This window comes from Pseudorhodobacter sp., assembly GCF_030452865.1.
Lineage (GTDB): Bacteria > Pseudomonadota > Alphaproteobacteria > Rhodobacterales > Rhodobacteraceae > Pseudorhodobacter.
Window position 1 is genome coordinate 1 of the sequence record NZ_JAKDLJ010000024.1, and the last position, 18,612, is coordinate 18,612.

The following is an 18,612-nucleotide window of genomic DNA, read 5'->3' on the forward strand; positions in this document are numbered from 1 at the left end:
ATCCGCAACATCAGTGAGCAGAGCGGCGAAATCATTGCGGTCCAATGACTTCGGCGGCATCTTGAAGAAATAGGGATGGCGCAGAAACTGCGCGATCACACGTTCATCCGGCATGCCCGAAGCTGCCAACGCACCGTCCTGATCCTGCACCAGACCAAGCCTTGTTGCGACGAGATCATTGATCGGCGCGTTGGCGGGACCGGTATCAAAGGCGAGGCAGGCGCCCGGTTCCTCCGGCGCGTTGTGGCGCGGGTCCACCCATGTCAGATTGCCGACCCCGCCGAGGTTGAGGAAGGCCAAGGGTGCGGTTGCGCCGATGTATTTCGCACAGGCAAAGTGAAAGAACGGGGCCAGAGGCGCGCCCTGCCCTCCGAGTTCGACATCCGCTGTGCGGAAATCCCAGACCACGGGCAGCCCCAGAACCTGCGCCAACACATCGCCCGACCCTGCCTGATGCGTGCGACGCGCGCCCGGATCATGCGCAAGCGTCTGGCCGTGAAAACCGACCAATTCCGCCCCGTCAAACAGACCCAGAATCGCGGCGTGTGTCGCCTCCACCACTTCGGACGCCGCTTCTATCCCGTCCTCATCCTGCCATTTGCCAAAACCCGCGCGGATCACCTCTCGCTGTTTGGCGTTGTATTCGCGGTAGGAGCTATGGCCAAACTCCAGAATACGGTGCCCATCAGTCAACACCATCGCGGCATCGACGCCATCAAGCGAGGTTCCCGACATTGCCCCCAATGCCCAAACCGATCCAGCCTTCAACATAACGCCCCCTTTGACGGCACCCCGCCGCCCCGCTATACGCGCATCTGGTACAATATAAAGCACGAGAGACCCATGACCTACCATGCAAAATCGGATTTCATGCGCGTGATGCTGGAGCGCGGCTTTCTGGCCGATTGCACCGATTATCAGGCGTTGGACGAGGCGTTGGTCAAAGGCACCCTGCCCGGCTATATCGGCTTTGACGCGACGGCAAAATCGCTGCATGTCGGCAGCCTGATCCAGATCATGATGCTGCGCTGGTTGCAGAAAACCGGGGGCAAGCCGATTGTGTTGATGGGCGGGGGTACAACGAAGGTTGGCGATCCGTCGTTTCGTGCCGAGGAGCGCCCGCTGCTGTCGCCTGCGCAGATTGACGACAATATCGCCGGGATTCGCAAGGTATTCACATCCTACGTCAGTTTTGGGACCGGAGCGAATGACGCGATGATGGTCAACAATGCCGAATGGCTGGATCAGTTGAATTACCTGGATTTTCTGCGCGATATCGGGCGGCATTTCTCGATCAACCGGATGCTCTCGTTTGAAAGCGTGAAATCCCGGCTGGACCGGGAGCAGAGCCTTTCGTTTCTGGAATTCAACTACATGATCCTGCAAGCCTATGATTTTCTTGAGCTGAATCGGCGTTACGGCTGCCTGTTGCAGATGGGTGGGTCGGACCAATGGGGCAACATCGTGAACGGCATTGACCTGACGCGCCGGGTGTTGGATGCGCAGATTTTTGGGCTGACCTCGCATCTGTTGACCACTTCGGACGGCAAGAAGATGGGAAAATCGCAATCTGGTGCGGTGTGGTTGAACGCGGATATGTTCAGCCCTTATGAGTTCTGGCAATATTGGCGCAACACTACGGATGCCGATGTCGGGCGGTTTCTGAAACTTTACACCGAATTGCCGGTGCCGGAATGTGACCGTCTTGGCGCGCTGGAAGGATCGGAGATCAACGCGGCCAAAGTGATTTTGGCGAATGAGATCACCACCCTTTGTCACGGTGCCGAGGCTGCGGCCGCAGCAGAAGCCACGGCGCGTGAGGTGTTTGAAAAGGGCGGTACGGGTGAGGATTTGCCGACATTCGCTGTAAGCGCATCAGAATTGGCCGATGGGGTTTCGGTGTCGTCGCTGTTCGTGAAAGCGGGATTGGCGAAATCCGGCAAAGACGCCAAACGCCTGATTGCCGAGGGCGGCGCGCGCCTGAATGATGAAGCGGTGAGTGAGGCAGGGCAGATGATAACGGCGGAAGATCTGACGGGTCCGATCAAGCTGACTGCCGGGCGCAAGCGGCATGCGTTGATCGTGTTGGCGTGAGGGCCGGCACGGGCTTGCGCCCGGCGCATCCTGCGGGCGCAAGCGGGGGGCCAGCCCCCCCGTCGGCTGGTTCTTGAACCAGTGGCGAACAAACCGACGCCCCCGAGGTATTTTTACCAAGATGAAAGAGGGTATGGTTTGCTCCGGCGCACCGAACCCATAAGCCTTGTCCAACCTGATGGAGATTATTCATGCAACTTGTCGAACTCATTGCCACATTGGCCGTCGCTCAGTATCTGGCCTTCGGCGCGCTGACCGGGCGGGCGCGGGCCAAATCGGGCTTGAAAGCGCCCGTTATGACAGGGGACGACGGGTTTGAACGCATGTACCGCGTTCAGATGAACACGCTGGAAGTGATGATGGCTTTCCTCCCGTCGCTGTTCATCGCCGCGCTGCATTGGCCTGCCGTTCTGGTGGCAGGTCTGGGGGTGATCTACCTTGTCGGACGCGTCATCTATTGGCGTGCTTATGTCGCGCAGCCGTCGAAGCGCGGGTTGGGGTTCATGCTGTCGATGATGCCGACGCTGGCGCTTGCGCTGCTGGCGTTGATTGGCAACGTGCTGGCGCTGTGCGGTGCGATTGCCTGACTCTTGCCCGGACCGCAGGGCAGCGACCCGCCCCGACGGGGGCGGGCCAAGGTGTCACTTCTCAACGGTTACCGAGACCATTTCATCCGGGTCGGTGACCGCGCCGCTTTGGCCTTCGCCGCGTTTGATTTTATCAACCACGTCCATGCCGGAAATCACATGACCGACGATGGTATATTGCCCATCGAGAAACGGTCCCGGCGCGAACATGATGAAAAACTGGCTGTTGGCTGAGTTCGGGTCCTGGCTGCGGGCCATGCCGACAACGCCACGCTCAAAACTCTCCTTCGAGAACTCGGCGGGAATGTTCGGCAGGTCAGAGCCGCCCATTCCGGCGCGTGAGGTGTCGCCATCTTTTTTGCCGTATTGAACATCACCGGTTTGTGCCATGAAGCCGTCGATGACGCGGTGAAACACCACACCGTTGTATTTGCCTTCCTCGGCGAGTTTGACGATTTGCGCGACGTGTTTCGGCGCGAGGTCGGGCAACAAGTCAATCACCACCTCACCCTTGGCAGCGCCGCCAACCTCGATCACGAGGTTCGGGCCGGGGCCATCGGTCATTTCCGCCATGGCGGGACCGGCGGATTGCGACAGCGCCCAACCACCGAGCACAGCAAGGCCAAGCGCAAAGACGCTGCCTGCGATCATTCCATCCTTACGCATCGGCGGCCACCTTGACGGAAATCATCCGGTCCGGTTCTGCCGGGGGTTCGCCCTTGGCAATCGCATCGACATGCTCCATCCCTTCGATCACGCGGCCATACACGGTGTATTGGCCGTTCAGGAAGTCGTTGTCCTTGAAATTGATGAAGAACTGGCTGTTGGCGGAGTTCGGGTTGGACGAACGCGCAGCGCCCAACGTGCCACGCGCGTGCGGCAGTTTGGAAAACTCTGCCGGAAGGTCAGGCTGATCGGAGCCACCGGTGCCAGCGCGGTGCAGGTTGAAGCCGTCTTCCATATCGCCATGCTCCACATCGCCGGTCTGCGCCATGAAGCCGCCAATGACACGGTGAAAGCACACGTTGTCATAGGCACCGGCGCGGGCCAGTTCCTTCATGCGGGCGGTATGTTTCGGGGCCACATCGGCCAGCAGTTCAATCACGACGGTGCCGTTCTTGAGCTCCATCAGGATCGTATTTTCGGGGTCTTTGATATCGGCCATCTGGCCCTCCTGTCCTATATTCTGCGCCGCAACCTAATCATCCCGGTCGCTGATGGAAAGGGCTAACGGTTGACGGCGGCGCGGGGATAGGGTCGAACAGGGGCAACCGCAAATCAGGAGGCTGTGATGGCTTGGAAAACGCTGGATGACATGACACTTGCTGGCAAGGTTGCGCTGGTTCGGGTGGACCTGAATGTGCCGATGGAGAACGGCGTGGTGACCGATGCGACACGGATTGACCGGATCGTGCCGACCATCCGCGATATTCTGGCCAAAGGTGGCAAGCCAGTGCTTTTGGCGCATTTTGGGCGCCCCAAGGGTGTCGTGGTGCCGGAGATGAGTTTGGAACAGGTGGTGCCTGCTTTGGAAGCGGCGCTAGGTGGCATGAAGGTTCGCTTTGCCAGCGATTGTATCGGGGGGCCAGCAAAAGAGGCCGTGGTGGCAATGGGCGCGAATGAAGTCGTGCTTTTGGAAAACACCCGGTTCCATGCGGGCGAGGAAAAGAATGATGCGATGCTGGCGGCGAGCATGGCGGCGTTGGGTGATATCTATGTCAACGACGCGTTTTCAGCCGCCCACCGCGCCCATGCCAGCACCGAAGGCATCGCGCATCTGCTGCCAAATTGCGCGGGCCGTCTGATGCAGGCTGAGCTGAGTGCATTGGAGGCGGCACTGGGCAACCCGGCGCGGCCCGTGGTCGCGGTGGTCGGTGGGGCGAAGGTTTCGACCAAGCTGGAGCTTTTGGGCAATCTGGTGACCAAGGTAAACCATCTGGTGATTGTCGGTGGCATGGCGAATACGTTTCTGGTCGCGCAAGGGGTTGAGGTCGGCAAAAGCCTTGCTGAACGCGACATGGCCGAAACCGCGCTGGAGATTTTGAAGAAAGCCGACAGTTCGGGTTGCTCGATCCATCTGCCGAAGGATGTTGTGGTTGCGCGGGAGTTCAAAGCGGGGGCTGCGTCGGAAACTGTTGCTGTTGGCGCCTGTCCCGTCGATGCGATGATCCTTGACGCCGGGCCGGCGACGGTTGCGGCGATCACGGCGGTTTTTGTCGCCTCGCGCACCCTGATCTGGAATGGTCCATTGGGCGCGTTTGAAATTGAGCCGTTTGATGCCGCGACCAATGCCACTGCGAAAAAGGCGGCCGAGCTGACGATCAGCGGCGCGCTTGTGTCTGTTGCGGGGGGCGGTGATACTGTCGCTGCATTGAACAAGGCCGGGGTGGCGGAGGCGTTCACCTATATTTCCAGCGCCGGTGGCGCGTTTCTGGAATGGATGGAGGGCAAGGATTTGCCCGGCGTTGCGGCGTTGAAAGCCTGATGCGCGCCCGGGTTTGTTGGATGGTTGGTATTGAAAAGGGGACGGTATGGCAATTTGGGCGTTGATTACTGGGGCATCCGAAGGTTTAGGGCGCGAATTCGCCATCCTCGCGGCAAAAGCGGGGTTCGACGTGATCCTGACCGCGCGGCAGGAGGACAAGCTGCAAAACCTCGCGCATGAATTGCAGCGCGCCTATCACGTCTCCACCCTTGTCCTGCCCGCCGATCTGAGCGACCCCGAAGCGGTGGAGCAGTTGTGGCTTGACGCCAGCGCCGGCCGCCAGATCGGCGTTCTGGTGAACAATGCTGGGTTGGGGCGCAACGGATCTTTCGCGGATGAGACGAATTGGCCGCGCGAAGCGGCCTCGATCTCGGTCAATATTGTGGCGGCGAGTATTCTGATGAAGCGGGCAGTGGCGCATATGGTTGGGCATGGCTCGGGGCGGGTGCTGAATGTGGCTTCCACCGCGGCCTTCATGGCGGGGCCGAATATGGCGGTGTATCACGCCACCAAAGCCTATTTGTTGAGCTTGTCGGAGGCGGTTGCGACAGAATTGCGCGGCTCTGGCGTGACCGTGACTGCGCTTTGCCCCGGTGCCACCGATACCGATTTTTTCGCCGCCGATGAGGCGGTGAAGGCGACATTGATCACCAAGATGGGTCTGGCTTCAGCGGAGACTGTGGCCGCCAGTGGCTGGACAGCGATGGAAAAGGGCAAGCGGGTGGATGTTCCGGGGATCGCCAACAAGGTATTCGCCACCCTGCCCCGGTTTGCACCGCGCAGCTTTGTCGCCTGGACAGCGGCGCAATTCCTGAAGCGGCGGAGATAGAGCGCGCGCATTTTCCTCCTGTTAGCGCGAACAGAATTGATCGGGCCTGCGCATGCCGCTATGCCGATTGCAACAGCGGCGGGCTTTGCCGGTTTCAGTGAATGGGGATGGATATGCCGAACAAGACACAAGCCGAGCAGATGCGCAAAGGGGCGGGGTTTATCGCGGCACTCGATCAAAGCGGCGGTTCCACCCCGAAAGCGTTGCGGCTTTATGGGGTGGAGGAAAGCGCATATTCCTCTGACGCCGAAATGTATGACCTGATCCATCAGATGCGCAGCCGCATCATCAAATCGCCTGCCTTCACTGGCGACAAGGTGATTGGCGCAATCCTGTTTGAACAGACGATGGACCGCAAGATCGACGGAATTCCGACCGCAACCTATCTGTGGGAAGAGCGCCATGTGGTGCCGTTCCTGAAAATCGACAAGGGGTTGGAAGCCGAGGCTGACGGCGTGCAACTGATGAAGCCGATGCCCGGACTTGCGGCGCTGTTGGCCCGTGCTGCCGCAGCGGGGATTTTTGGCACCAAGGAGCGTTCGGTGATCAACGCCGCGAATGCCAAGGGGATCGACACGATTGCAGCCCAGCAGTTTGAGGTGGGCGCACAGGTGCGCGCTGCCGGTCTGATGCCGATACTGGAGCCGGAAGTCACCATCTCGATCAAGGACAAGGCGGAGGCGGAAGACATGCTCCGCGACGCGCTTCTGCGGCATCTGGATAAAATGCCAACGGGTGCGCAGGTAATGCTGAAACTCTCACTTCCGACCAAGGCGAACCAGTACCGGACCTTGGTCGATCATCCCGCTGTGATGAAGATCGTGGCGCTGTCCGGGGGCTATAGCCGGGATCAGGCGAATGCGCTGCTTGCGCAGAACCACGGGATCATCGCCAGCTTCAGCCGCGCATTGTCCGAAGGGTTGAGTGTTGCGCAGGATGACGCGGCCTTTGACGCCACGCTGGGCAAGGCGATCGACAGCATACACGCCGCGTCAGTCGCCTGAGGTCGCACGCAGGACCGTCGGCAGGTCACGCCGTGACCGGCGAAATCTGATGGAATTTTAGGGAATTCCCCCTTTTGGGGGATTCCATTTGCGAATCGGCTGTGCCATTGTCATCGAACCCCCCGGTGAGAGGGGGAATGAGGCAGCGCGCAGATGACCACCCAGAAAACCCGGCCCGCACTAACCACGCTTTTGCTTGTCACCCTGGCGGTGTGCCTTGGTGGCTATTTCACCTTTGCCGCCGTACAGGGCGATTACGGGGTGTTCCGGCAAGTACAGCTTCGCGCCGAAATCAGCGCCCTGATGGAGGAACGGGACCAGTTGCAGATCCAGCTTGCCGGAATGCAGAATCTGACGCATCGTTTGTCGGACAGTTATCTCGACCTCGATTTGCTCGATGAACAGGCGCGCGATGTGTTGGGCTATCTGCGCGCCGATGAGATTGTCATCCGCTGACCTCTGCCCATTTGAGGCAGATTTTGCGCCGCCAACACAGTTTGCGCCTTGTTTTTCCGTGGTCCCCTCGATAGTTTAATGCTGAACTACTTTAGCAACGAGGGAGGTTGCGCCCTATGGCCGCGCAGAAGAAGCCGACTAAATCCAATACGTCCAAAGAGGAACTGTTGGGGTTTTACCGCGAAATGTTGCTGATCCGCCGATTCGAGGAGAAGGCGGGGCAGCTTTACGGCATGGGGTTGATTGGCGGGTTCTGCCACCTCTACATCGGGCAGGAAGCGGTCGTTGTCGGCATCGAAGCTGCGGCCAAGGAAGGCGACAAGCGCATCACATCTTACCGCGATCATGGCCATATGCTGGCCTGCGGCATGGACCCCAAAGGGGTTATGGCCGAATTGACCGGGCGGGAGGGCGGCTATTCCAAAGGGAAAGGCGGCTCGATGCACATGTTCTCCAAGGAAAAGCACTTCTACGGCGGGCATGGGATTGTCGGCGCGCAGGTGCCGCTGGGGGCCGGTTTGGCGTTTGCCGATAAATATCTGGGCAATGACAACGTGAGTTTCACCTATTTCGGTGATGGTGCGGCAAACCAGGGCCAGGTCTACGAGACCTATAATATGGCGGAGTTGTGGAACCTGCCGGTGATTTTCGTCATTGAAAACAACCAATACGCGATGGGCACCTCGATGAAACGCTCCACCAAATCCCCGTCTTTGTGGGAACGCGGTGCGGCTTATGGCATCAAGGGCGAAGCGGTGGATGGCATGGATGTTCTGGCCGTGAAAGCCGCGACAGAAAAGGCCGTGGCGATATGTCGTGCTGGCGATGGCCCCTATATTCTGGAAATGCACACCTATCGCTATCGCGGCCATTCGATGTCAGACCCGGCGAAATACCGTACCCGTGATGAAGTGGATAAAATCCGCTCCGAAAAAGACGCGATTGAACATGTGCGCGACCTGCTGGTGCAAGGCGGCCACGCGACCGACGACGACCTGAAAGCGGTCGACAAAGAGATCAAGGCAATCGTCAATGAAGCCGCTGAATTCGCCAAAGAAAGCCCGGAGCCTGCGTTGAGCGAGCTTTGGACTGACATTTACGCCTGAGGGGGAAACACACATGGCAACGCAAATTCTCATGCCGGCCCTCTCTCCCACGATGGAAGAAGGCACTTTGGCCAAATGGTTGGTCAAAGAGGGCGACACCGTAAAATCCGGCGATATCATGGCCGAGATTGAAACCGACAAGGCGACGATGGAATTTGAGGCGGTCGATGAAGGGATCGTCGGCAAGATACTGGTCGCTGCTGGCACTGCCGGGGTGAAGGTGAACACGCCTATCGCCGTTCTGGTAGAAGAAGGCGAAAGCGCCGATGCGGTTGCAGCACCCCCCGCGAAAGCCGACGCCTCGCCCAAGACCGAGGCGACAGCGCCTGTGAAAGCCGCCGCCAAAGCCCCGGTGGAAGTGAAATCCAACGCCTCGCCCGACTGGCCCGAAGGCACCAAGATGAAGACGATGACCGTGCGCGAGGCGTTGCGCGAAGCGATGTCCGAAGAAATGCGCGCCAATGACCGCGTTTATCTGATGGGCGAAGAGGTCGGCGAATACCAAGGCGCCTACAAGATCAGCCAGGGAATGCTGGATGAGTTCGGGCCCAAGCGCGTCGTTGATACGCCGATCACCGAGCATGGTTTTGCCGGGATCGCAGTCGGGTCGGCTTTTGCCGGTCTGAACCCGATTGTCGAATTCATGACCTTCAACTTTGCGATGCAGGCGATTGACCATTTGATAAACTCTGCCGCCAAAACTCTCTATATGTCCGGCGGGCAGATGGGGTGCCCGATCGTGTTCCGCGGCGCCAATGGTGCGGCCGCCCGCGTCGGCGCGCAACACAGCCAATGCTATGCCGCGTGGTATGCCGCCGTTCCGGGGCTGAAAGTGGTGATGCCCTATTCGGCGGCCGATGCGAAAGGCTTGCTGAAACAGGCAATCCGCGACCCTAACCCGGTGATCTTCCTTGAGAATGAAATCCTTTATGGCAAGTCGTTCGAGGTGCCGGATCTGGAGGACTTCACCATTCCGTTCGGCAAGGCCCGCGTCTGGCGCGAAGGGGCTGATGTGACCATCGTTTCCTTCGGCATCGGCATGACCTATGCGCTGGAAGCCGCCGACAAACTGGCCGAGGACGGAATTTCCGCCGAAGTGATTGACCTGCGAACCCTGCGCCCGATTGATTACGATACGGTTCTGGCGTCGGTGCAAAAGACCAACCGCTGTGTCACGGTGGAGGAAGGCTGGCCTGTGGGGGCCATCGGCAACCACCTGTCAGCAACCATCATGCAACGCGCGTTTGATTATCTGGACGCGCCGGTGATCAACTGCACCGGCAAGGATGTGCCGATGCCCTATGCCGCGAACCTTGAAAAACACGCATTGATCACGACCGCCGAAGTGGTCGAGGCTGTCAAATCCGTCTGCTACCGGTAAAGGAGAAACGCTATGGCTACGCAAATTCTGATGCCCGCGCTTTCGCCGACGATGGAAGAAGGCACGCTGGCGAAATGGTTGGTGAAAGAGGGCGATACGGTGAAATCCGGCGATATCATGGCCGAGATTGAAACCGACAAGGCGACGATGGAATTTGAAGCAGTCGATGAAGGCATCGTCGGCAAAATTCTGATCGCCGCAGGCACGGCTGGGGTGAAGGTTAATACCCCGATCGCAGTGCTGTTGGAGGAAGGCGAAGATGCCTCTGCCGCTGTGGCCGCGCCAAAGACCGACGCGCCAAAAGCCGCAGAACCCGCGAAGGCCGCTGCTCCGGCGTCCGTGTCTGCCACTCCTGCACCCGCGGCCGCCAATGCCGCTGGTGCGCGGGTGTTTGCTTCGCCACTGGCGCGGCGGATCGCTGCGGAAAAAGGGCTTGATCTGAGCAAGATCAGCGGCTCTGGCCCGCATGGCCGCATCGTCAAGGCGGATGTGGAACAGGCAAAACCGGGCGCGGTGGCTTCGGCTTCTGCGGCGTCTGCCCCTGCGGCAGTCGCGGCAACCGCCCCGGCGATGGCGACAGGCGCCTCTGCCGAGACGGTGAAAAAGATGTTCGCCGACCGCGAATATACCGAAGTTACCCTGGACGGGATGCGCAGAACCATCGCTGCCCGGTTGACCGAAGCCAAACAAACCATCCCGCATTTCTATCTGCGCCGCGATGTGAAGTTGGACGCGCTGATGGCCTTCCGCGCCACGCTGAACAAGCAGTTGGAGGGGCGCGGCGTCAAGCTGTCGGTCAATGACTTCATCATCAAGGCCTGCGCCAATGCGCTGCAAGCGGTGCCCGATTGCAACGCCGTTTGGGCCGGTGACCGGATTTTGAAACTGAAGCCTTCGGATGTTGCCGTTGCGGTGGCGATTGAAGGCGGATTGTTTACCCCGGTTCTGCGCGACGCACAGCAAAAGTCTCTGTCGGCATTGTCGGCGGAGATGAAGGACTTGGCGACCCGTGCGAAAACCAAAAAGCTGGCCCCGCATGAATATCAGGGCGGCAGCTTTGCCATTTCGAACCTCGGGATGATGGGGGTCGACAATTTCGACGCCGTGATCAACCCGCCGCACGGGTCCATTCTGGCGGTTGGTGCAGGTGTGAAAAAGCCGGTGGTCAATGCCGCAGGGGAAATTGTGGTTGCAACCGTGATGTCTATGACGCTTTCGGTGGATCACCGCGTCATTGATGGCGCGTTGGGCGCTGCCTTCTTGCAAGCCGTAATCGACAATCTTGAAAACCCGATGTCGATGCTGGCCTGAATCCTGAGGCAACAAACATGAAAACGCCCCAGAAGCGATGGCTTCCGGGGCGTTTTCATTGATTATTCGGCAGCGTCGATCAACTGGTTCATCGAGATGGCGGGCTGATCACAACCAGCCTCGCCCACGACCTTTGCCGGAACCCCGGCCACAGTCTTGCAGGGTGGCACATCTTGCAAGACGACCGAGCCGGCGGCGATACGGCTGCAATGTCCGATGCGGATATTGCCCAATACCTTCGCCCCTGCCCCGATCATCACGCCATGACCGATTTTTGGATGCCGGTCACCGTCTTCCTTGCCGGTCCCACCCAAAGTCACGGAATGCAGCATGGAAACATTGTCACCCACCACAGCAGTTTCGCCGATGACGATGGAATGGGCGTGGTCAATCATGATGCCGCGACCAATCCGGGCGGCGGGATGAATATCGACGCCGAACGTTTCGGAAATCCGCATTTGCACGAAATAGGCCATGTCCTTGCGGCCCTGACCCCAAAGCCAATGGCCAATCCGGTAGGCTTGAACCGCTTGATAGCCCTTGAAAAACAGCAAAGGCTGAATGAAGCGGTTGCAGGCAGGGTCACGGTCATGCACGGCCATCATGTCGGCACGCGCAAATTGCGCGAGTTGCGGATCGGCGGCAAAAGCCTCATCCGCGATTTCGCGCAAGATCTGCTCGCTCATCTCCGCCGAAGCCAGTTTGAGAGAGAAGCGATAGGCCAAGGCGCGTTCAAACGACGGATGGTGCAGCAAGCTGGAATGGATCAGACCCCCAAGCAGAGGCTCCGCCGCGATGGCCGCAACGGCCTCATCGCAGACACGTTGCCAGACCGGATCAACGGTTGTCACGTTCTGTTGGGTCTTGGCCATTGCGTTTCTCCGTATTCGCTTGCGCTTAATATAGCCTCAAGTGGCGGGATCGTCCATCGCAGGCGCAGAAATCTGTGGCAGGTTTCGGAGTTTGCGTTGCAACAACCCATCAACGACGGTCCGCAAGGCGACAAGATAGGTGATGTCATCCAGAAACGGCTCAGGCTTTTTCGGGGTCGGGAAGGCTGCCGCCATCAGGCAACCATTCCCCCAAAGACGATGCGGCTGGCCCGTCCGCTTTACAACCTTGTCGGCAATTTGCGCGCGATAGAGCATTTCGGTCATGTGCTGCGGCCAATCATCATCCCGCGCCTCCCGCAAGGCGCGGGCTGCGGCAACAATGTCCCCCATGAGGATCGGTCGCATCGGTCCGGCCTAAGACACAACTGTCAGGTTGGTGAACGGCCCCGGCCCGAAACGGTCGGAAATCTGCGCCACCTGAACCTCAAACCCGCCCCCGACGGCATCGGCTGCCTGCATTGCGGCTGAGTAATCCCAATTCGACATGGCGATGACAACTTCGCGCAGGATCGCCCCCGATGCAACGATCCGCAGCAGATAGCGCTCGCTCTCCTCCGCGAGCGGCACCTCAAAGGATTCCCAACTGTCGCCGTCAAGACGGGTGCGCCGGATCCAACTGAATTTCCGGCTGCCATCCGGCATCGCTTTCGCGCGCAAATGAACGGGCGCGTAAGGGCGTAGGCCGATTCCGGAGAACGCCTCTACCCGATGTATCACACTGGGGTCGTCGACGCCGCGCGCCGCCGCGCCGATGCGATAGTTGCGCGCCAAGCCGCGCGCGGACGCAGCAAGGTCGATCTGTGTCAGCGACTTGTCAAGGATAACGACCAAACTGCCCGCAGGCCAGATCGGCGGCATGATGGCGTCCGTTCCAAGCTGGCCGCGAAGTCTGGTGCTGATTTCATAGGTCTGCGGGGCAACCAGCACCAGATCGGAAAACTGCAACACCTCCCAATTGTCAGAACTGCCGTCCCCGATCGCAAGCGCGTTGGCCCCGTCCAGAACCGCGCGCTTCGATGCTGCGGAAAGGCTGCCACCGCTGAGCTTTATGCGCAGGGGTGCGCCGCAATCCCACAAGCCCGATTGAGCCGCGGCCAAGGGTGTTTGCGTGACGCCAACAATGGACGCACGCTCGATCAGGCGATTGACCTGATATCCCGCGTCATCGACAGCACTCCAGACCGCCACGGGGTGCGGCCAAGGTTTCGCCGTGACGGCGATATGGGGCGCATGAGGAACCTCATCCCCAGTGATCAGCGGTAGGTCGAGAAATACCGGATAGACCGGAACAGGTGGGACGAATTGCACGGAATGGCGAGTTTCTTCGGTGCTGTCGGCGGCGTGATAGACCGAACGCTCTATCCGAACTGCCTCCACCCTATTCGCGTCTGCCTGCTCCACCCGGTCGATGCGGTAATGTATGCCTTGCAGGTCAACGACATCGCCTGCCCCGAGTTTAGCCAACGAACGCGGCAAGGCAAAACGCGCGGTATCGCGGGCAACGCGCGCTTCCGACAGCCAGCGCTCGACGGTGTTGCGCGCTTCAGCATTGGTCAGGATCAGCGGCAATTCGGTTTGCGAGACGCCAAAACTTTCCTCTTCCGGGAAGATCGCCTCGACTTGCCGCAGCCCGAACTCCGCCTCCGCCTCCAGAAAATTCAGGCGCACGCGGCCTGCGGTTTCGGCTTCGGGCGTGCGCAGGGTTTCGATCGGGCCATCCAAAGCATCCGAAACAACAAGGCGTTCCGGCGCAATCAATATCGGCTTGTCATTGCCGCGCATCTTGAACGTCAAAATGCCGTCACGCTCCACCGCTTCAAACCCGTGCGCCAACATCAAGGGCTGCAATGCCGCGCGTGCCGTTCCGATTCCTTCCGGTGAATAGCCGCGCACGACACCGAAAAGTCCCGACACATCGAACGCAACCACACCGGAACGCTCACAGATTTCGGCCACGACCAGCGACAGGGGCTGGTTGGTGCTGCGACCCGAAAGCCAATGCCCACGGGCGTAGTTTTCGCCATCCGCCCAAAGGTTGCTGTCATTGGGAAACTGCGGGAACGGGCGGGCGTCCCATGCCCAGACATGCGCGCGCGACATATCCAGCATGGGTGCCGCATAGAGCGTCGAGATTGGATTGTTTTCAGGGTTTGCCCAGGTCAACGCCATCGCACGCAAATACTGCATCTGGATGGTGTCATCCCGCCGCCCGTTGGAAAACTTCGGCAGGCTGGATTCGGATGATTTCGGGTCAAGGAATTTATTCGGCTGATTGCTGCCCTTGTCGATGGCCGCACAACCGTATTCGGTGAAGCGGATCGGCTTTGACTGCGGCACCCAACCGGTCGGCTCCTCTTGGCGAAAACCATTGATCCGCTCATGGTGCGTATGCAGCCACCAGCTTTTCAAATCCTTGTAGCGATAGATCCACGGCTCTCCATGCGCTCCGTCTTCGATCGGCAGGCGGCGTTGTGCGGCCTCACCCTCAACGCTGTCATAATACCAATCATAACCCTCGCCGCCCAGAACCTGGCTCGAAAGATAATCAAGGTCGTAGATCGTAGAGAAACCGTCATCGGACTGATCGTCGCCCTCTCGCCAGTCCGACAGCGGCATGTAATTGTCGATACCGATGAAGTCGATATTCGCGTCCGCCCATAGCGGGTCGAGATGGAAATAGACATTACCGTCAGTATGATGGCCGAAATATTCCGACCAGTCCGCCGCATAGGTGAGCTTTGTGTCCGGCCCTAGAATGGCACGAACATCTGCCGCCAGTTGGCGCAAAGCCGCGACGGCCGGAAAGCTGTCACCCGGCCCACGGATCTGAGTCAGACCGCGCATTTCAGACCCGATGCAAAACGCATCAACCCCACCCGCGAGCGCGCAGAGATGGGCATAATGCAGGACGAAACGACGATAGCGCCACTCTGCCGGGCCGGCGTAGCCAATGGTGCCACCTGATACCGAGAAGTCGGAAACCTGTGCGGTTCCAAAGAATGCCGCAACCTCACTTGCCGCATCCACGCTACGGTCCGGACTTGCATCCCGCCCCGGCGCAACCGACAAAGTGATCCGCCCGCGCCAAGGCAGTTTCGGCTGATCTGACGCATTGGAATAGGGATCGGGCCGCGCATTGCCCGCCTGTTGATCCATCAGAATGAACGGGTAGAACATCACTTCCTGCCCTGCGCCGCGCACCGCTTGGATCGCTTCGATCACTGATGCGTCCGACGGTGTGCCACCGTAAATCGGGCGTCCCGCATCCTGCGCAATCAGTGCCGCTTGCGCGCGCGCGATACCTCCGGCGCGCCACGGCATACCGACTGCATCTTGCAATGTCTGCTCCACCTTCGGCTGCACCGCACATTCGCCGCAGCGCAGGTCATCGCCGAACCACGACACCACCAGAGAGATCGAATTGACTTGCGGCAATTCCGCCCGCAACTGTTTCAGAGCCGTTGAAAAATCGCTTTGGCCGGATGGAGAATGCACATTGGCGCTCCGATTCAATCCCGGTCCGTCGTCGTAGTGCAGCGCAGTGGTTGCAAGCGCATATTCCCCGGTCCCCGGCATCATCGCCACCGCCCGCACCGCGTGGGCAAGGTCAACCGTCGTTTCTGCATATGCCCCTTGGGCCGGACGAATAACCTCAAAATTCAACTGCGGCACACGATTGCCAAAACGCGACAGATCAAGATCTTCGACCACAACATAGGCAATCCCACGGTAAGACGGTGCCATTCCCGCGCCTTCAACAGCCGCGATCTTTGGATCAGGGAGTTGGTCCTCGCTCCCGTGGTAAACCCGCAAGTTCACGCTACCCGCATCAATCTCCACCCCATCGGCCCACACCCGGCCCACGCCAGAGATTTCACCTTCGCAAAGCGCCACGGCGAAACTGACAGTATAGGAAAAACTGGTCACACGCGGTTTCGGCGCACCTTTGCCACCGCCCTGCGCGCTACTGGTTTCCGCGAATTGCGTCGCCCAGATGATCTGCCCCGCCGTGCGCACCCGTCCGTAAACTTGCGGAACCGCCGCGCCCTCGGATGCCCCGGCCAAGCGAAACCGCTCAATCCGGCCAGTTTCCACTGCGTCGGAACCCGCACCCAGCAATCGCTGGTCTATGACCCGACCCAAGGTCGCACCAACCGCGCGCCCGATCACGGCACCGGAAAGCCCCAAAACCGTGCCACCAAAACCCGCACCGGCAGCAGCGCCGACGGCCGACAGTAGAATCGTTGCCATTCACTGCACTCCTTCTGGAAATTCGAATCGCGCCACGATCCGGCGCGCCCATGGGTCCGACAGCGGACTCTCGATCACCCCATGCCCGGTATAGGCATGGACAAAACTGGCCCGCGCACCGACTTCGGCAGCGATGCCCAGATGCTTGGCGATGCTACCCTCCCGCATCCGGAACAGCAGTATATCTCCGGGGTCTTGTACGCCTGGCGCTTTTGGCACCAACCACCGCACCGCCGCGCGCAACAGCACTTCATCGCGCGCGGGCTCCGCCCAATCCGGCGTATAGGCTGGCACCTGTTCCGGCTCTGCGTCGTGCAAAAGCCGCCAAATGCCGCGCAGCAACCCAAGGCAGTCCGAGCCCGCGCCCTTGCAACTCGCCTGATGCACATAGGGCGTCCCGATCCAAGCCCGCGCCTCGGTCACGATAGACTGACGCCACATCGTCATCGCACCAGGCTTCCGCCGGAGTTGGCCTGTGACGATACGGGATAGGAGGTTAACCAGCCTTCGCCCGGAATGTCAGGGAAGCCCCGGAAATTCGTAAAATTGTCGAATTTCAGACGACAGGTTCCCGCCGCCTTGTCACAACCTGCTTCCAGCCGGATCATGTCGCCTGCAACGATTTCCGGCCCCAATCCCTGCCAAAGCTCAACCCGGCGCAGATTCGTCTGCAAACGGTCATTCTTGATAATGCCGACAACGGCTTTCGCGGTGCCAGACACGACAACAAGACGCCCGCGCTCAAACCAGCGATCCTCAAACCCGGTCAGGTCGGAAAACGTAAACACACGTCGATCGGTGACCTCCTCAACCGGGATCTCAATGGAATACCCCGGTTGCGACAGGTCAAACCCACATTTTCCATCGCCAAGTATCGCCGGGCAGGATCGTTGGAACGCACGTCCTTGTGGTTGGTTAATGCTTTCCGTCAGTCCGCGCAATTCGGCCTGAAATGCCCCGCCCGAACGCGCGATTTCGCCAATCGTTCCGCGGAATGCCAGCGCCCGTTCCTGTGGATTGGCCCAATTCACCTGCCAGCTGACCAGTTCCGCCCCGTCGAAACGCCCGGCCAGAATATCATCCTCAGTCACCGACAACGCCGACAACGCACCCATCGCCTCGGTATTGTCGACCGAGAGCCCAGTGGTTTGCTGCAACGCCTTCGCCGTCAACCCGGAATTGGCGAGATAGAGCTTGCCGCCGAAATCCAGATTGCAATCGTGGTCGGTAAAGCCAAACCAGACGCCATCGCTACGGGAAATTTCCCATGCGTGACAGGTCGTTGTGGTTCCGCTTTCAAGATGGCTGTAGAATGCGTCCGCGCTGCTCATATCCGCACCTCCACCACCGGGACCGACGGAACATCGCCTGCCCGGAAAGATGCGACCGAAGTTTGGATGCGGTCGGCATCGAAACGCACCGGCACGTCAAACTCAAACCCTGCGGTAATGCGAACCCCCGGATCGGGGGGCGTCGGAAAATGGATGCTGCCAGTCGCGGTATCCACCGAAAACTCCAGCGTTTCCACTTTCGGATCGCCTGCCAGCGCCACCAGCACCGTACCCAATACCGGCTTCGTGATCGGACGTCGATACTCGCTTTCTCCTGAGCGGTAGAGTTTCGACAGGTCAAAAACCTGGCGTAACCCATCGCCCACGCCGATCAGCTGGTCGACGGCAGATGGTGCTTTGGACGGCAGGCAGGATTTGTAATCCGCCCAATCCTTCCAGCGAAAGCCAAACAATTGCCCACGCCGCGCTTCAAAAAACGCTATCAGCGCCTCGACATCATCAAGGCTCCGCAGGCTGACACCCGCGTCATATCGACGACGGGAGTGGGCCCAGGGACTGTTGCGCTCCTCAAAGCCGTTGGCCAAGGTGACAATCTCGGTCCGCCGTTCCGGCCCACCGACCGAGCCGAAGCTCAGGCTCGCCGGAAAACGTATCTCATGGAAACCCATATCCTGTCCTCACCTGTTCCTCTGCCCACGCGCCAGCGCGCGTTGGGCCTGTGCTGCAATCTGGCTTTGCGACCGCTGGAACCCGGCGACATCGGGGGTAGAGATGTTCATCACCACAGTCACATCTCGCCCACCACCGGCCTGAACCCCAAGCCGCCCGTCAAGCCCGCGTGCCAGCGGCATGATTGCCTCCGGCCCCGCTTCACCCATCAGGCCGGTGCCACCACGCATCGCGAAATTGGTGGGGGAGGAGAC

The 18,612-nt window shown here is 59.7% G+C and carries 19 protein-coding genes; 9 read left to right on the top strand and 10 right to left on the bottom strand.

Annotated elements, in window-relative coordinates; all coding sequences use genetic code 11:
• The coding region (locus tag L0H65_RS02985) for an anhydro-N-acetylmuramic acid kinase (RefSeq protein WP_301457310.1) at positions 1-771 on the bottom strand (771 nt) is incomplete at its 3' end.
• Between the two features lie 72 nt (positions 772-843).
• Here L0H65_RS02985 and tyrS point away from each other — a divergent pair.
• Together tyrS and L0H65_RS02995 are read left to right on the top strand one after the other, a co-directional pair.
• Positions 844-2,094, top strand: coding sequence for a tyrosine--tRNA ligase (gene tyrS, locus L0H65_RS02990; RefSeq protein WP_301457311.1), 1,251 nt, complete (start codon positions 844-846; stop codon positions 2,092-2,094).
• Between the two features lie 191 nt (positions 2,095-2,285).
• Complete coding sequence (locus L0H65_RS02995) at positions 2,286-2,681, top strand: MAPEG family protein (RefSeq protein WP_301457312.1); 396 nt, start codon at positions 2,286-2,288, stop codon at positions 2,679-2,681.
• 54 nt (positions 2,682-2,735) lie between these two features.
• On the opposite strand, the gene L0H65_RS03000 is transcribed toward L0H65_RS02995, so the two are convergent.
• Both L0H65_RS03000 and L0H65_RS03005 read right to left on the bottom strand, forming a co-directional pair.
• The gene (locus tag L0H65_RS03000; protein ID WP_301457313.1) at positions 2,736-3,347 is read right to left on the bottom strand and encodes a peptidylprolyl isomerase; all 612 of its coding nucleotides are present in this window, start codon (positions 3,345-3,347) and stop codon (positions 2,736-2,738) included.
• On the bottom strand, positions 3,340-3,846 hold the full coding sequence (locus L0H65_RS03005; protein WP_301457314.1) for a peptidylprolyl isomerase: 507 nt from the start codon (positions 3,844-3,846) through the stop codon (positions 3,340-3,342). Before L0H65_RS03005 ends, L0H65_RS03000 begins: the two co-directional genes overlap by 8 nt.
• Positions 3,847-3,972: 126 nt before the next feature.
• Here L0H65_RS03005 and pgk point away from each other — a divergent pair, with 126 nt between their 5' ends.
• From pgk to L0H65_RS03040, 7 genes are all read left to right on the top strand, one after another.
• Complete coding sequence (gene pgk, locus L0H65_RS03010) at positions 3,973-5,166, top strand: phosphoglycerate kinase (protein WP_301457316.1); 1,194 nt, start codon at positions 3,973-3,975, stop codon at positions 5,164-5,166.
• Positions 5,167-5,212: 46 nt separating this feature from the next.
• A complete protein-coding gene (locus tag L0H65_RS03015; protein WP_301457317.1) occupies positions 5,213-5,995 on the top strand; it encodes an SDR family oxidoreductase in 783 nt (260 codons plus the stop codon).
• A gap of 113 nt (positions 5,996-6,108) precedes the next feature.
• Entirely contained in the window at positions 6,109-6,999 is an 891-nt protein-coding gene (locus tag L0H65_RS03020; RefSeq protein WP_301457319.1) for a fructose bisphosphate aldolase, read from the top strand.
• 153 nt (positions 7,000-7,152) lie between these two features.
• Positions 7,153-7,455, top strand: a complete 303-nt coding sequence (locus tag L0H65_RS03025; protein WP_301457320.1) for a septum formation initiator family protein — start codon at positions 7,153-7,155, stop codon at positions 7,453-7,455.
• 116 nt (positions 7,456-7,571) lie between these two features.
• A complete protein-coding gene (gene pdhA, locus L0H65_RS03030) occupies positions 7,572-8,561 on the top strand; it encodes a pyruvate dehydrogenase (acetyl-transferring) E1 component subunit alpha (RefSeq protein ID WP_301457322.1) in 990 nt (329 codons plus the stop codon).
• A gap of 13 nt (positions 8,562-8,574) precedes the next feature.
• On the top strand, positions 8,575-9,942 hold the full coding sequence (locus tag L0H65_RS03035; protein ID WP_301457323.1) for a pyruvate dehydrogenase complex E1 component subunit beta: 1,368 nt from the start codon (positions 8,575-8,577) through the stop codon (positions 9,940-9,942).
• 12 nt (positions 9,943-9,954) lie between these two features.
• Entirely contained in the window at positions 9,955-11,253 is a 1,299-nt protein-coding gene (locus L0H65_RS03040) for a pyruvate dehydrogenase complex dihydrolipoamide acetyltransferase (RefSeq protein ID WP_301457324.1), read from the top strand.
• A gap of 62 nt (positions 11,254-11,315) precedes the next feature.
• Here the strand turns inward: L0H65_RS03040 and cysE are convergent, their stop codons facing one another.
• The 7 genes from cysE to L0H65_RS03075 form a co-directional block, all read right to left on the bottom strand.
• Positions 11,316-12,125 (bottom strand): serine O-acetyltransferase, encoded by an 810-nt coding sequence (cysE, locus tag L0H65_RS03045; protein ID WP_301457325.1) that lies wholly within the window; start codon positions 12,123-12,125, stop codon positions 11,316-11,318.
• Positions 12,126-12,161: 36 nt separating this feature from the next.
• Positions 12,162-12,491 carry a hypothetical protein gene (locus tag L0H65_RS03050; protein WP_301457326.1) on the bottom strand — a complete coding sequence of 110 codons (330 nt, stop codon included), beginning with the start codon at positions 12,489-12,491 and terminating at the stop codon, positions 12,162-12,164.
• A 9-nt stretch (positions 12,492-12,500) separates the two neighbouring features.
• Complete coding sequence (locus tag L0H65_RS03055; RefSeq protein ID WP_301457328.1) at positions 12,501-16,397, bottom strand: glycoside hydrolase TIM-barrel-like domain-containing protein; 3,897 nt, start codon at positions 16,395-16,397, stop codon at positions 12,501-12,503.
• Entirely contained in the window at positions 16,398-16,844 is a 447-nt protein-coding gene (locus tag L0H65_RS03060) for a peptidase (protein WP_301457330.1), read from the bottom strand.
• Entirely contained in the window at positions 16,841-17,728 is an 888-nt protein-coding gene (locus tag L0H65_RS03065) for a DUF2163 domain-containing protein (protein ID WP_301457331.1), read from the bottom strand. The genes L0H65_RS03060 and L0H65_RS03065 overlap by 4 nt, the downstream gene beginning before the upstream one ends.
• Positions 17,725-18,357, bottom strand: coding sequence for a DUF2460 domain-containing protein (locus L0H65_RS03070; RefSeq protein WP_301457332.1), 633 nt, complete (start codon positions 18,355-18,357; stop codon positions 17,725-17,727). Before L0H65_RS03070 ends, L0H65_RS03065 begins: the two co-directional genes overlap by 4 nt.
• Positions 18,358-18,366: 9 nt before the next feature.
• Positions 18,367-18,612 (bottom strand): phage tail tape measure protein (locus tag L0H65_RS03075; protein ID WP_367651971.1); only part of this gene is annotated, 246 nt, incomplete at its 5' end.

Bases quoted from the DNA above. Each gene is read 5' to 3' on its own strand.
- tyrS (WP_301457311.1), top strand. From the start codon at position 844: ATGACCTACCATGCAAAATCGGATTTCATGCGCGTGATGCTGGAGCGC.
- L0H65_RS02995 (WP_301457312.1), top strand. From the start codon at position 2,286: ATGCAACTTGTCGAACTCATTGCCACATTGGCCGTCGCTCAGTATCTG.
- L0H65_RS03000 (WP_301457313.1), bottom strand. From the start codon at position 3,347: ATGCGTAAGGATGGAATGATCGCAGGCAGCGTCTTTGCGCTTGGCCTT.
- L0H65_RS03005 (WP_301457314.1), bottom strand. From the start codon at position 3,846: ATGGCCGATATCAAAGACCCCGAAAATACGATCCTGATGGAGCTCAAG.
- pgk (WP_301457316.1), top strand. From the start codon at position 3,973: ATGGCTTGGAAAACGCTGGATGACATGACACTTGCTGGCAAGGTTGCG.
- L0H65_RS03015 (WP_301457317.1), top strand. From the start codon at position 5,213: ATGGCAATTTGGGCGTTGATTACTGGGGCATCCGAAGGTTTAGGGCGC.
- L0H65_RS03020 (WP_301457319.1), top strand. From the start codon at position 6,109: ATGCCGAACAAGACACAAGCCGAGCAGATGCGCAAAGGGGCGGGGTTT.
- L0H65_RS03025 (WP_301457320.1), top strand. From the start codon at position 7,153: ATGACCACCCAGAAAACCCGGCCCGCACTAACCACGCTTTTGCTTGTC.
- pdhA (WP_301457322.1), top strand. From the start codon at position 7,572: ATGGCCGCGCAGAAGAAGCCGACTAAATCCAATACGTCCAAAGAGGAA.
- L0H65_RS03035 (WP_301457323.1), top strand. From the start codon at position 8,575: ATGGCAACGCAAATTCTCATGCCGGCCCTCTCTCCCACGATGGAAGAA.
- L0H65_RS03040 (WP_301457324.1), top strand. From the start codon at position 9,955: ATGGCTACGCAAATTCTGATGCCCGCGCTTTCGCCGACGATGGAAGAA.
- cysE (WP_301457325.1), bottom strand. From the start codon at position 12,125: ATGGCCAAGACCCAACAGAACGTGACAACCGTTGATCCGGTCTGGCAA.
- L0H65_RS03050 (WP_301457326.1), bottom strand. From the start codon at position 12,491: ATGCGACCGATCCTCATGGGGGACATTGTTGCCGCAGCCCGCGCCTTG.
- L0H65_RS03055 (WP_301457328.1), bottom strand. From the start codon at position 16,397: ATGGCAACGATTCTACTGTCGGCCGTCGGCGCTGCTGCCGGTGCGGGT.
- L0H65_RS03060 (WP_301457330.1), bottom strand. From the start codon at position 16,844: ATGACGATGTGGCGTCAGTCTATCGTGACCGAGGCGCGGGCTTGGATC.
- L0H65_RS03065 (WP_301457331.1), bottom strand. From the start codon at position 17,728: ATGAGCAGCGCGGACGCATTCTACAGCCATCTTGAAAGCGGAACCACA.
- L0H65_RS03070 (WP_301457332.1), bottom strand. From the start codon at position 18,357: ATGGGTTTCCATGAGATACGTTTTCCGGCGAGCCTGAGCTTCGGCTCG.